13 protein-coding genes are annotated in these 12,978 nt (G+C 73.3%); 5 read left to right on the top strand and 8 right to left on the bottom strand.

What is annotated here, in order from left to right; all coding sequences use genetic code 11:
• Positions 1-211: 211 nt before the first annotated feature.
• A complete protein-coding gene (locus ACZ45Q_RS09380; protein ID WP_468257261.1) occupies positions 212-1,294 on the top strand; it encodes a class I SAM-dependent methyltransferase in 1,083 nt (360 codons plus the stop codon).
• Here ACZ45Q_RS09380 and ACZ45Q_RS09375 read toward each other — a convergent pair.
• Positions 1,263-1,766, bottom strand: coding sequence for an SRPBCC family protein (locus ACZ45Q_RS09375; protein WP_468257258.1), 504 nt, complete (start codon positions 1,764-1,766; stop codon positions 1,263-1,265). The two genes, ACZ45Q_RS09380 and ACZ45Q_RS09375, sit on opposite strands and share 32 nt — an antisense overlap.
• A 52-nt stretch (positions 1,767-1,818) precedes the next feature.
• Positions 1,819-2,307: an Asp23/Gls24 family envelope stress response protein gene (locus tag ACZ45Q_RS09370; protein ID WP_468257255.1), complete on the bottom strand. Its 489-nt coding sequence runs from the start codon at positions 2,305-2,307 to the stop codon at positions 1,819-1,821.
• 62 nt (positions 2,308-2,369) lie between these two features.
• Here ACZ45Q_RS09370 and ACZ45Q_RS09365 point away from each other — a divergent pair, with 62 nt between their 5' ends.
• Complete coding sequence (locus ACZ45Q_RS09365; protein WP_468257252.1) at positions 2,370-2,921, top strand: GNAT family N-acetyltransferase; 552 nt, start codon at positions 2,370-2,372, stop codon at positions 2,919-2,921.
• A 19-nt stretch (positions 2,922-2,940) separates the two neighbouring features.
• Here the strand turns inward: ACZ45Q_RS09365 and ACZ45Q_RS09360 are convergent, their stop codons facing one another.
• The 5 genes from ACZ45Q_RS09360 to ACZ45Q_RS09340 form a co-directional block, all read right to left on the bottom strand.
• Complete coding sequence (locus ACZ45Q_RS09360; protein WP_468257249.1) at positions 2,941-3,324, bottom strand: hypothetical protein; 384 nt, start codon at positions 3,322-3,324, stop codon at positions 2,941-2,943.
• 55 nt (positions 3,325-3,379) lie between these two features.
• Entirely contained in the window at positions 3,380-3,667 is a 288-nt protein-coding gene (locus ACZ45Q_RS09355) for an SCO5918 family protein (RefSeq protein ID WP_468257246.1), read from the bottom strand.
• A 143-nt stretch (positions 3,668-3,810) separates the two neighbouring features.
• Positions 3,811-5,250, bottom strand: a complete 1,440-nt coding sequence (locus tag ACZ45Q_RS09350; RefSeq protein ID WP_468257243.1) for a DEAD/DEAH box helicase — start codon at positions 5,248-5,250, stop codon at positions 3,811-3,813.
• A 351-nt stretch (positions 5,251-5,601) separates the two neighbouring features.
• Positions 5,602-5,805, bottom strand: a complete 204-nt coding sequence (locus ACZ45Q_RS09345) for a cold-shock protein (protein WP_007383480.1) — start codon at positions 5,803-5,805, stop codon at positions 5,602-5,604.
• Between the two features lie 229 nt (positions 5,806-6,034).
• Entirely contained in the window at positions 6,035-6,373 is a 339-nt protein-coding gene (locus ACZ45Q_RS09340; RefSeq protein ID WP_468257240.1) for a MerR family transcriptional regulator, read from the bottom strand.
• A 356-nt stretch (positions 6,374-6,729) separates the two neighbouring features.
• Here ACZ45Q_RS09340 and ACZ45Q_RS09335 point away from each other — a divergent pair, with 356 nt between their 5' ends.
• The gene (locus ACZ45Q_RS09335; RefSeq protein WP_468257237.1) at positions 6,730-7,359 is read left to right on the top strand and encodes a glyoxalase; all 630 of its coding nucleotides are present in this window, start codon (positions 6,730-6,732) and stop codon (positions 7,357-7,359) included.
• Between the two features lie 75 nt (positions 7,360-7,434).
• Here the strand turns inward: ACZ45Q_RS09335 and ACZ45Q_RS09330 are convergent, their stop codons facing one another.
• Complete coding sequence (locus ACZ45Q_RS09330) at positions 7,435-9,975, bottom strand: FlgD immunoglobulin-like domain containing protein (protein WP_468257234.1); 2,541 nt, start codon at positions 9,973-9,975, stop codon at positions 7,435-7,437.
• Between the two features lie 226 nt (positions 9,976-10,201).
• Between ACZ45Q_RS09330 and ACZ45Q_RS09325 the strand changes: the two genes are divergently transcribed.
• Together ACZ45Q_RS09325 and ACZ45Q_RS09320 are read left to right on the top strand one after the other, a co-directional pair.
• Positions 10,202-11,668, top strand: a complete 1,467-nt coding sequence (locus tag ACZ45Q_RS09325; RefSeq protein WP_468257231.1) for a phosphatase PAP2 family protein — start codon at positions 10,202-10,204, stop codon at positions 11,666-11,668.
• Between the two features lie 82 nt (positions 11,669-11,750).
• A complete protein-coding gene (locus tag ACZ45Q_RS09320; RefSeq protein ID WP_468257228.1) occupies positions 11,751-12,959 on the top strand; it encodes an AAA family ATPase in 1,209 nt (402 codons plus the stop codon).
• Positions 12,960-12,978: the final 19 nt, after the last annotated feature.

Genomic DNA, 12,978 nt, shown 5'->3' with positions numbered 1-12,978 from the left:
AACAACACCCCACCACCCCCCCCCCCCCCCCCCCCCCCCGCCCCCCCCCCCCCCCACCCCCCCCCCCCCCCCCCCCCCCCCCCCCCCCCCCCCCCCCCCCCCCCCCCCCCCCCCCCCCCCCCCCCCCCCCCAACACCCGGACTAATGTGGCAACCAGGGTAATTCAGGGCGCCGCCGGTACCCGCCCGCACGCCACCCGGGAGGAACGGCCATGTCGAGTCTCCAAGCGCAGCAGGCGCCACCCGATCCCGCCCGGCAGGAGGCGTTCGCCGCCGAGGTCGCGGACGTGCTCAACAAGGGCGTGCTGGCGCTGCTCACCAGCGTCGGCCACCAGTGCGGCCTGTTCGACACGATGGCGGGGCTGCCGCCGTCGACCAGTGCCGAGATCGCCGAGGCCGCCGGCCTCGACGAACGCTATGTGCGCGAATGGCTGGGCGGCATGGTCGTCGGCGGCTTCGTCGAGTACGACCCGGAGCACGCCGCGTACAGCCTGCCCCCGGAGCACGCGGCCTCGCTGACCACCGCCGCCGGACCGGACAACCTCGCCGGCATGATGCCGTACATCTCGCTCATGGGAGAGGTCGAGCAGCAGGTCGTGCGCTGCTTCCGGGAGGGCGGCGGGGTGCCGTACTCGGCCTACCCGCGCTTCCAGGCGCTCCAGGCGGAGGAGACCGCCCGGGTGTACGACGCCGCTCTGGTCGACGTGATCGTGCCGCTCGTGCCGGGGCTGCCCGAGCGGCTGCGCCGGGGCATCGACGCCCTCGACGTCGGCACCGGTCAGGGCCACGCCCCGCTGGTCCTGGCCAAGGCCTTCCCGGCGAGCCGGTTCCACGGCCTGGACCAGTCGGCGGAGGGCATCGAGGCGGCCCGCGCCGAGGCGGCCCGGGCGGGCCTGGACAACGTCCGGTACACGGTGGCGGACTCCACCGGGATCACCGGCGAGTACGACCTCGTCACCGCCTTCGACGTCATCCACGACCTGGCCCGCCCGGCCGAGACCCTCGCGGCGATCCACCGCGCCCTGCGGCCCGGCGGCACGTTCCTCATGTGCGACATCGCCGCGTCCAGCCGACTGGAGCAAAACCTCGGGCACCCCTTCGGGCCCGCCCTGTACGGCTTCTCGGTCTTCTACTGCATGACCACCTCGCTCAGCACCGGCGGCGCCGGCCTGGGCACGGTGTGGGGGCAGGAGACGGCGGTGCGGATGCTCCGCGAGGCCGGGTTCACCCAGGTCGGCACCGAGACGATCGAGGGCGACCCGATCAACGTGTACTACGTGGCGACCAAGGGCTGACCACGCCCCCGGCTCCCCGTCGGCCCCCGCCCACCAGCCTCGCCCGGAGGGCGCGCAGGTCCTCGGTGAGTGCGGCGCGGACCCGGCGGGCGAGCAGCGGGGCGGCCAGGCGGTAGAAGCCGCCCTGGCCGCCCCGCACCCGGATGCGCGCCAGGGTGCCGTCCGGGTGCGGTTCGAAGGTGTAGGTGACGTGCATCGGCAGGGGGCCGGCCACGGAGACCATGCCCAGCAGCCGGGACGGTTCCCAGGCGGCGACCCGCAGCACGTAGTCGATGCGCCGCCCCGGGAAGTACGCCGTACGCGTCACCTCGGCGCCGACGCCGAAGCCGCCCCCGGCGGCCTCCCGGGTGAGCCGGGCCGTCCGGATGCCCTGCGTCCACTCGGCGTCGTGCCGCCAGTCCATGGCGTACGCGGCCACGGGTCCTGGCGGCAGCGGGACGACCCGCTCGACGCTCACGTCGACGCCGCTCATGGCACAGCTCTCCGCTCCCGGGCCGGACGCGGCGCCCCGGGCCGGACGCGGGTCACCGCACGCGTCCCCGTGACTCCTCCTCGTCCTCGTCCTGCTCGTCGGGCAGGTGGACGTCGCGGACGGCGACGTTCACCTCGACGACCTCCAGCCCGGTCATGCGCTCCAGGGCCGTGATCACGTTGGTGCGGACCTCGGCGGCGACGTCCACGACGGACAGGCCGTACTCGACGACCAGGTCGAGGTCGACGGCGGCCTGCCGTTCCCCCACCTCGACCTTGACGCCCCGGGTCACGCTGGGACGGCCACCGGGGACCCGGTCACGGACGGCGCCGACGGTCCGGGCCACCCCGCCGCCGAGACGGTGGACGCCCTGCACCTCGCGAGCGGCCATCCCCGCGATCTTCTCCACCACGCTGTCCGCGATGGTGGTCCGCCCGCGCGTCTCGGCCGGGGTTCCCGGGCCGGTGCGGCCCTGCGACGTCGTCTGCCCGGCACCGGACCGGGCCTCATCCGCGTTGGGACGGCTGAGGGTGTCCGACATGATCGCCTCCTGTGGGGGGAAGGGGGACACACCCCGCCTGAGTTCCTCGCCTGCGTCATGTGATGCATGCCACAGCCCCGGAGTCGGGTGGATGCCGAACGAGTACGCCGAGCCCGCCCGCCGCGTCCGACCGGCTGCCGCCCGCCGCGTCCGACCGGCTCCGGTTCCGTCCCGAGCCGGACGACGAGGTCTTCGTCGGCCTCTTCCGCCGGGTGCCGGCGGGCACCCTCGACGCCGGCTCCCGCGCCGAGGCGGAGACGATGGGCGCCGAGGCCCAGGCCCGCGCCGACGTCGCCTTCTACCGCGACGCCATGCGGGGCGGACGCTCCTGGTGGCGCGTCGCCGAGACCACCGGAGGCGATCCCGTCGGGTTCGCCGCCCCCTCCCGCAACACCGACTCCCACGTCGTCGGCTACCTCGGCGTGCTCCCGGAGCACCGCGGCAACGGCTACGTCGACGACCTCCTCGCCGAGACCACGCGCCTCCTGGCCGAGGAGGCCGGTGCCGACGTGGTCCGCGCCGGCACCGACCTGCCCAACCGCCCCATGGCCGCGGCCTTCGAACGCCTCGGCCACCGCACCTTCGCCCGCCGCCTGGTCCTGTCGGCACCGTGACGGGCGCGGCGCCGTCCGCTCACTGGTCCGAGTAGCCGATGTCCCCGATGGTCCAGGCGCTGACGTCCTTCAGGGCGACGCGGTACATGCCGCCCGTGTCGGGGATGCCGAAGCTGCCCTGGAGGATGCGGGCGACGTGGAAGTGGAGATGGGTGGGCTCGTCACGGGGGGCGGGCCGGTCGCCGTCGTCCGCGGGTGGTGGCGTGGCGAACGCCTGGGCGAACTCCTTCAGGTGCGCGGAGTCGCGCAGGACTTCGGCCACGCGCTCCTTCCACAGGGCTTCCGGGGCCAGCCGCCCCGTGATCACGGCTCCCGGAATCACCACGGTCAGTGACATCCGGCTGCTGTGCTGCGACTCCACCATCGCGGCGATCGTGACGAGCAGGTCGTCGGGATGCTTCATGCCTCGGCAGCCTAGCCCGACCGGGGGCCTCGGCGCTCGGGCCGTGACCGGGGCGTCACCAGCGGGGCACGCCCTCGCCGGCCGCCGTGTCCCCGACCGGGCCGGCCGCGGGCGCGGCGTGGCAGGAGAAGCCGAGCCGGGTCAGGGCCCTGCGCATCTCGCCGGAGGTGAAGTCGCGGCGGTCCTGACCGGTGATCACCTGCCCGACCTGCATCACGGGGTAGACGCGGCGGCCGATGCTCACGGACAGGCCGGTGACGGCCTCGGGCGTGACGCCCTTCATCGACTCCTCGACCTCGCTCTTGGTCAGGTCGAACGGGAAATTGGCGATGACACAGCGCATGAATGCCTCCACAGGGTCGGGGATGGAACGCCGGAAGGGGCGTCGACCGGACCGGTCAGGGGCCGGCCCGGTCGGCGAGTGAGCGCGAGGGCGCCGGGGGCACGGCGACGGCCGTGCGGTCGCCCCTCGGGGACCGGGGAGTGTCAGGGGCTCGGACGCTTCGCCGGGGCGGTGCGCCGGCTCCCGCCGCGGATGCCCCGCCCCCTGCGGCCCCGGCCCGCGGACGCCGCGCGGTCCTGTCGCTCGGCGACCGGCACGGTGACGGTGACGGGCACGCCGGAGGGGGTCCGGGCGCCGGTGATGCGGTGCAGTTCGGCCTCGCCCGGGCGGACCCGGGCGGTGCGGGGCGTGATGCCGGCGTCGGCCATCAGACGGTCCACCGCCCGGCGCTGGTGCGGCAGCACGAGGGTGACGACGGTCCCGGACTCGCCGGCCCGGGCGGTACGGCCGCCCCGGTGCAGGTAGTCCTTGTGGTCCGCCGGAGGGTCGACGTTCACGACGAGGTCGAGGCCCTCGACGTGGATGCCGCGGGCGGCGACGTTGGTGGCGACCAGGACGGTGACGTGGCCGTCCTTGAACCCGGCGAGCGTGCGGTTGCGCTGCGGCTGCGACTTGCCGCCGTGCAGGGCCGAGGCCCGCACACCGACGGACCGCAGGTGCTCGGCCAGCCGGTCGACCGCGTGCTTGGTGTCCAGGAACATGATCACGCGCCCGTCGCGGGCGGCGATCTCGGTCGCGGCGGCGTGCTTGTCGCTGTCGTGCACGTGCAGCAGGTGGTGTTCCATGGTGCTGACCGCGCCCGCGGACGGGTCGACCGAGTGCACCACGGGGTCGTGGAGGTAGCGGCGTACCAGCAGGTCGATGTTGCGGTCCAGCGTGGCCGAGAACAGCATGCGCTGGCCGCCGGGCCCGACCTGGTCCAGCAGTTCGGTGACCTGCGGCATGAAGCCCATGTCGGCCATCTGGTCGGCTTCGTCCAGGACGGTGACGGCGACCTGGTCGAGCCGGCAGTCGCCGCGTTCGAGGAGGTCCTTCAGGCGTCCGGGAGTCGCCACGACGACCTCGGCGCCGTCGCGCAGCGCCCTCGCCTGACGGCCGATGGCCATGCCGCCCACCACGGTGGCGAGCCGCAGCCGCAGGGCGCGCGCGTAGGGGGTCAGCGCGTCGGTGACCTGCTGGGCGAGTTCCCGGGTGGGGACGAGGACCAGGGCGAGCGGCTGCCGGGACTGGGCCCGCTGCCCGTGCAGCCGGGCCAGCAGGGGCAGCCCGAAGGCGAGCGTCTTGCCCGAGCCGGTGCGCCCGCGGCCGAGCACGTCCCGCCCGGCCAGCGCGTTCGGCAGGGTCGCCGCCTGGATGGGGAAGGGCACGGTCACACCCTCGGCGCCGAGCGCGGCCAGCAGCCGTTCGGGCATGTCCAGTTCGGCGAACGTCCCGGCCGCCGGAAGTGGCTCGGTGAGGGTCGCCGGCAGGGTGAACTCCTGGGGGCGGACCCGGGCACCGCGCGTGCCGCCCGCCGCGCGGGTGGCCTGTCGGTCGGTACGGAAGCGGGCGGAGCGGCCGCCGGTGCGGCGGGTGCGGTTCATGGTGGGAACCTTCCTCGATGCGGCGTATCGAGGAATTCCGTCCGGGCGGCGGAAAGCCGCGCGAGGATTCGCAAGAATGAGCCGGAGAGAGTACGGCCGGGGAATGCGGCCGGAGGGAATACGGTCGCGAGCGGTCTACGGCCGGAAATGATCGGCCGGAAAGAATGCGTCCGCGGAGTACGGCCGCGGAGAGTGCGCCCGGAGTGCGACTGCGGAGAGCGCACCCGCAGACGACGCGCCCGCTGACGGTGCACCCGCAGACGATGGGCCCGCGGACAATGCGACCGGAGAGAATGCCAAAGGCCCGCACCCCAGAGAGTGCGGGCCTTTGTCGAGCGGATCGCGCCGGCGTCAGGCGGGAACGATGTTCTCGGCCTGCGGGCCCTTCTGGCCCTGCGTGACGTCGAAGGTAACCTTCTGGCCTTCCTGAAGCTCGCGGAAGCCGGAGGTGGCGATGTTCGAGTAGTGGGCGAACACGTCAGCGCCGCCGCCGTCCTGCTCGATGAAGCCGAAGCCCTTTTCCGCGTTGAACCACTTCACGGTGCCAGATGCCATATTGAATCTCCCTTGGGGGCAGTGCCGGACTCCGCACTTTACGGGTCCGAGTCGCCGCTGTGATCACCCCTCCGGAAAGATCCGGAAAGCTCTGCTAAGAATCAAGTCTTTGGTAACCAGAACTGCAACTGCTGTAACGCTAGCACAGCGCGGAGCGCGAGGGGCCGCGATTTTTTCGCTCCCCGGGAATACTCACATGGCCGAGCCAGATATTTCTGTCGCCGCCGGACTAGATATCCGAGCCGCACTCGCCCAGTCTCCGGCGCAGCTCTGCGATCAGCCGGCGGGCGTCTTCGAGCTGGTCCTCGAGCGAGACGATGCGGCACGCGGCCTCGACGGGGGTGCCCTGGTCGACGAGCTCGCGGGCGCGGGCGGCGATGCGCAGCTGCCGCCGGGAGTACCTGCGGTGACCGCCTTCCGAACGCAGGGGGCTGATCAGTTCGGTCTCGCCCACGGACCGCAGGAAGGCGGGGGTGGTGCCGAGGAGGTCGGCGGCCCGCCCCATGGTGTAGGCGGGGTAGTCGTCGTCGTCCAGATTGCCGGCGACGGAGGTGTTCTCAGCGGGCATGGCACCTTCGGGGTCGGGGACGCGGCGTGGGGCCCGGCGTACGCGGCACCCGTGCTTCGCGGAAGCCGGCACCATCTGCCTTGTGCGACAACACTAACGCCGGGGCGAGCGAAGATGTGCGCTCGCCGAGACAGATTTTCGCGGGCCCGCGGTGGTCGCCGAGCCCGCCCCGGACTCGCCCTTTCGGCCCAGAGTGGGGAACACCACGGGCGCGCCGATACCCCGCCCGCGCCGGTCGCCCGTCCACCGATCTCCCGTCCACCGACCTCTCTCCCACCGACCTCTCTCCCACCGGCGCCGGCACCGATCAGTTCTCGAGAAGCGCCGGCGGCCCGCCCGCCCGTACCGTCGAGCACATGGACTCCATCGACTCCGTGACCCTGGAGGTGGCCGACCCCGAGGCCGCCGCCCGCTTCTACTCCACCGCCTTCGCGCTGGACCCGGCGCAGGTCCGCCTGCGCGGCACCGACGCGCCCGCCTCCGGCTTCCGCGGCTTCACCCTGTCGCTGGTGGTGTCCCAGCCGGGCAACGTCGACGCGCTGTTCCAGGCCGCCGTCGACGCGGGCGCCACCGTGCTCAAGCCCGCGGCGAAGTCGCTGTGGGGCTACGGCGGCGTCGTCCAGGCCCCGGACGGCACGGTCTGGCAGCTCGCCACGTCGGCGAAGAAGGACACCGGCCCGGCCACCCGGGACGTCGACGAACTGGTGCTCCTGCTGGGCGTGGAGGACGTCAAGGCCAGCAAGCGGTTCTACGTCGAGCAGGGCCTCACCGTGGGCAAGAGCTTCGGCGGGAAGTACGTCGAGTTCGCCACCGGGCCGGGCACCGTCAAGCTGTCGCTGTACAAGCGCCGCGCCCTGGCCAAGGTCGCCGGCGTCTCCCCGGAGGGGACCGGCTCCCACCGCCTCGTACTCTCCGGCGCCGACCGCCCGTTCACCGATCCGGACGGGTTCGTGTGGGAACCCGCCACGCGATCGGTCGGCAGCTGACCGCTGATGACACGGCCGCGGGGCGGCCGGCCGGAGCGTACGGACCGTGGCGTCAGGACCGTGGCGTGCGGACCGTCAGGCGGTCTCCTCCCGCTCGACGCGAGCGGCGAGGCCACCCGCCGCGGCACCCGCACGGGAGCCTTCACCCGAACCCGAACCCGTCGATCCCGAACCCGAAGCCGCTCCCGAAGCCGCGCCCGACGAAGCCGCGCCCGATGACCCCGACCCGGAGCCCGATCCCGCACCGGTCACCGTGATCGTGCCGTCGAGCCTGAGCTCCGCTCCCTGCCCGTCCCGCGGAGCGGCCGTCAGCTCCCAGGTGTAGGGACCGTTGTGCGCGCGGTGGCCGTCCGAGCGCCGGCCGTCCCAGGTCACCGTGAGCGCCGCGCCGCGCTGTACGGCGTCCAGGGTGCGCACGACCGTGCCGGCCGCGTCCTTGACCACCACCCGGGCCCCGGGGGCCGCCGGCTTGGACAGCTGCCAGGAGCCGTCCCACCGGGCGTCCGTGGCCGAGGACAGGTCGACGGACGTCTCGGGGTGGGCCTCGATCGCGGCGAGCGGTGAGGTGGGAACGCCGGAGCCGACGGCACGCATGGCGCCGGGCTCGCCGCGTCCGGGGACGTAGGCCACCCCGCCGCCGAAGCGGTCGACGGCGTAGTAGCCGTGGGCCAGGTGCCCGGGGAGGTCGGCCAGGGTGCGGCTGGTCGCGGCGTCGCCGGTGTGGAAGTCGACGAGCTGGAGCCGGCCGGCGGTCTCGTCGTGCAGGACGACGTAGCCGTCGCCGAGTTCACCGCCCTTCGGGACGTCGATCATGCGTTCCGTGGTGCGGTCCCAGACGCCGGAGCCGGTGGGGTCGCCGGAGGCGTCGCACGTCCAGTACACCCAGCGGCCCACGGCCTGGAGATCGGTCGGTGTGCACTGCGTGCCGAGCGAGAAGGACTCGGTCGCACCCGACTTCAGGTCGGTGGCCCGGACGGTGCCCTTGGTGTCGCCGGGCGTCCAGAACGTCGTACCCCACACGGCGGCGGCCGAGGCCGGGCGGGTCAGCAGGACCTTGTCGTCGCCGGGCTTCTCGCGGTCGATGACGTACTGCTGGTACTGCCCGAAACCGGACACGTGGCCCCGGCCGAAGACGACGTACCGTCCGGAGGCGTCCACGATCTGCCCGCCGCCCGGGGCGGTGATGACGGTGCCGTCGTCGGGGCGGGACCGGACCTCGACGCCGGAGCCCTTCGGGTAGGCGAAGGACCCGTCGCCGAGCGCGAAGGCGCCGGTGCCCGCGGCGCCGCCGGTGCCGTCGGTGCTCAGCGGCGGCTCGGCCACCAGGCTGCGGGGGCCGGCCGACGGAGTGCCGTCCAGCTCGAGGTGGCGCTTGTACAGCGAGGGCAGGTAGTTGGTGTCGGTCTCCTGCACGGCCAGGTCGCCGGCCGCCAGCGTCACCGCGCCGTACGTGCCCGGCTTGGGCGCCACGGTCCGCACCGCGCCGACGTCCAGTCCGCCGTCGGCGCGCGCGCTCACCTTGCGCACGGCCCAGTCGCCCGCCGAGCTGCCGCCGGCGACCAGGACGCCGCCGTCGGGCGTCGGGTTCAGCCCGTAGGTGCCGCCGAGCCGGGCGTGCGGCAGCAGCGTGCGGGTCTCACCGCCGCCGACCGGCGTGGCCAGCAGGGGTTCACCGCGGTCCTTGGGGGCGTCGCCGTTGCGGTACGACTCGGGCTGCCGCAGGGAGACGACCCAGTCGCCGACCAGCGCGACGTACGACCGCTGTTCGTACGTCGACGCCACGTCGACGGTGGTCTCCGCACCGCCCGGGGCGTCCCGGCGCAGCAGGTGCACCCTCTGGTCGCCGTACGCCGGATCGAACCACCCGGCGTACGTCTCGGAGAACACCACCTGCGTGGAGCCGCTGCCCCACGAGCCCCTGAGCACGCCGGTGATCCGCCCGCTCGCCAGGTCGACCAGTCCGATCTGGCCGGTGGAGTCGCCGGAGACGAAGACGGCGAGCTGTCCGGCACCGGCCCCGAGCACCTTGGCCGACGTGGCGCGCACGCCGTTCTCGCCGGTCACCGGGGTGTCGGTGAGCTGTCCGTCGCGCAGCCGCAGCAGGTGCAGCGCGTCGACCGCGCCGCCGGCCGTCCAGGTCGCGGTCACGACGGTGTCGCCGTAGGTGCCGTGGTACGTGTGCCCGTCGGGGAGCGTGAACCGGTCCGACGTACCGGCCTTCATGTCCCTCAGCTCCACCGACCGGTCGGCCGGGGTGTAGACGCCGACCACGTCGGAGGCGTGGCCCCCGATGCGCTCGGAGGCGTCGGCCGGGTCCTTTCCGACGGCCCGGGGATCGCCGGTCACGGGGCTCCAGCGGTACCCCGTGAAGGCGTCGCTGCCGTCCAGCTCGCTCCGGTGGAGATGGCCGGCGGAGCCCGCCGACTCCAGGTTGTAGAAGCGGGGCAGGTAGCGGTCCGGCGCGTCGATCGTCAGCGTCGGGGGCGCCGCCGTCGCGGCGTGGGCACCGGTGAGGGCGAAGGGCAGGGCGCCACCGGTGGCCGACAGGGCCAAGGTCGTGGCGAGCGTGCCTCGGACGAGCAGTCGTGTGCGGTTCGTTCTGCGGCGTACGGCCATGCGACACCTCCGGATGATCTCCAAGGGCCGCGCAAGCTAGCACAGACGACCGCTCGCATTCGAACACATTCACGAATTGCCCATAGCGGGTCAAACGGGAGGGGCGCCGCCGACCGGGGTGCGCCGCGCAACCCGGACCCCCTTCCTGCCGTCTTGTTCTCACGGGCTCACTGCGTGAAAGGGAAGCGCTTTCTAACGGAAGGTGACGATCGCAACGTGCCCTGACATGACCACACCTAGCAAGCAGCCGAAATTGAGACACGGACACATATCACCGCAGGACGCCCCGAGACCCGGCGGAAGAACGGCGTCCTCCGTACGGCCCCGCCCACGGGCGGCCCTCTGGACCGCGGCGGGCGTCGTCACCCTCGGGTTCCTCGTCGCCCTGGAACTGGCCGCGCGCCGCTACGGCACGCCCGGGCCGCTCACCAACCAGGCCCGGGAGCTGGTGTTCGCCCCCAAGTCGGGCGGTCTGCTCTACGCCGCCATGGCGTTGACGATGGTGGTCCTCACCTGGCGGCAGCGCCTCATCGCGACGGCCACGGCGATCGGCATCGACCTCGGGTTCCTCCTGGCCCGGTGGGCGCTCGACGTCGAGCCGTCCGGCGGCCACCCCTTCGGCAACGGTGCGCTGTGGGTCATCGTGGGCGTCGCGGCCGTCGCCGTCACGCGCCGCACCGGCCCGGAGCGCGTCCTGCTGCTCAAGGGCGCGGGACTGGGCCTGCTGCTGATGGCGGGCCGCAAGACCGGCGACACCTGGCTGCTCATCACCTCCAAGACCCGCCCGATGGTGCTCGACCAGTACGTGGCGGCCGCCGACCACGCACTGGGCAACCCGTCGTGGCTGGTGGGCCGCGTGGTCGAGGCCACCGGCGCCGTCGGCTTCAACTTCCTCGACACCATCTACGGTCAGCTGCCGGTGGCCGCCGTCGTCGTCGCCCTGTACCAACTGCGGCACGTGGCGGCCGAGCGCCGCTTCCCGCGCCACCACCTCGTCCGCAGCTTCCTGCTGATCGGCCTCCTCGGGCCGGCCTTCTACATGATCTACCCGGTGGTCGGACCGCTCTTCGCCTACGGCACCGGCACCGACCACTGGGCGCCGATCAGCCTCTGGGCGCCGGAGATCCCCTCCAGCGCGCAGTGGGCGGTGGCCGATCTGTGGCCGCGGACGCCCCCGCCGGCCGACGCCCCGCAGCCCATGCCGTTCGACGGGCTCACCCCGCGCAACTGCATGCCCAGCCTGCACACCGCCTGGGCCACCGCCATCTACATCCACTCCCGCCAGGGCCCGCGCGTCCTGCGGATCGCCGGCACCTTCTGGCTGGTCGCCACCCTCGCGGCCACCCTCGGCTTCGGCTACCACTACGGCGCCGACCTCCTGGCCGGCGTGGTGTTCGTGCTCACCATCGAGGCGGCCCTGCGCGCCTACGACCGCGGCTGGGACCGGTCGGGACTCCGGCTGGTCGCCCACGGCACGGCGGTCTTCACCGCCCTCCTGCTGTCCTACCGCTTCCTGGCACCGGAGATGGCCGACCACCCCCTGCTGTACGGCCCCCTGCTCGTCCTGGCGACGGCCTCGGTGATCCTCGGCTACGTACGCACCACCACCCGGTGGGAACCGAAGATCCCGGCACCGCGGCGACCGGAGCCCGAACCCGAATCGAAATCGGAACCGGAACCGGAACCGGTCTGACCTCGAGCCCCCGGGCGACGAGACGGCGGCGTCACGGCGCTCTCGTAGGCTCGGCGGGGCATCGCGACCGAGGGAGTCGAACGTGGGGAACGTGGGGGGACAGGAAGCGCCGGAGACCGCCGAGCGGCTGCGGACGATCTGCGGCGAGCTGTCGGACCGCTTCTACGAGCGGGCCGACGTGGTGCGGACGCTGATGGTGACGCTGCTGGCCGGACAGCACTCGTTGCTGCTCGGCCCGCCCGGAACGGCGAAGTCCGAGATGGCCCGGGAACTCACGGGCCGCATCGAGGGGGCGGCGTACTGGGAGATCCTCCTGTCCAAGTTCACCGCGCCGACCAGGATGTTCGGCCCCATCGACGTCGCCGCGCTGGCTCGCGGCGAGTACCGCCAGATCTACGACGGCCGCGCCACGACCGCCCACGTCGCCTTCATCGACGAGATCTTCAAGTGCTCCACGGCGGCGCTGAACGAGACGCTGGGCTACCTCAACGAGCGGATCTACCACCCCGAGAACGGCGGCGAACCGATCCACTGCCCCCTGATCGGGGCCATCACGGCGAGCAACGAACTGCCGAGCGAAGCGGACGCCGCCGCGATCTACGACCGCCTGCTGGTGCGGATCGAGGTCGGGTACCTGGCCGACCCCTCGAACTTCGCCGCGCTGGTCCGCTCCGCCGTCAGCCGGCCCGCGGCACCGACCCGGACCACCGTCGAGCTGGCCGCGCTGCGGCACGCGGTGACCGAGGCCGTCCCGGCCGTGGACGTCCCCGACACGATCGTGGACGCGGTGTGCACGCTGCGGGCCGCCCTGCGCCGCAAGGAACTCGTCGCCTCCGACCGCCGCTGGCGGCAGGCGGTGGGCCTGCTCCAGGCATCCGCCTACCTCGACGGCCGCCCGGCGGTCGCCGAGACCGACCTGTCGCTGCTGACCCACGTCCTGTGGAACTCGCCGGCCGAACGCCCGACCGTCGAGCGGGAGGTGCTGCACCTGGTCAACCCCGACGCCAAGGAGGTGCTCGACCTGGCCGACGCCCTGGACGAGCTGGAGGCCCAGCTCGACGCCATGGCCGGACAGTCCCGCGAGGCGCTGAGCGAGTGGGTCATCAAGAAGGCCCACAACAAGCTCGCCATGGCGGGGAAGCGGCTGGAGAAGCTGCGCGAGGAGGCGGTGGGCGCCGGCCGCTCCACCGCCGCCATCGACCGCGTCACCGGCCGCCGGCGCGCCGTCCGGGCCCGCATCCTCACCGAGGCCCTCGGGATGGACGCGAGCATGGTGCAGGCCGAGCTGTGAGCACGGGCGGGACGGACTC

Source organism: Streptomyces sp. NPDC031049, from assembly GCF_055571015.1.
This window is presented reverse-complemented; position numbering and strand designations above follow the sequence as displayed.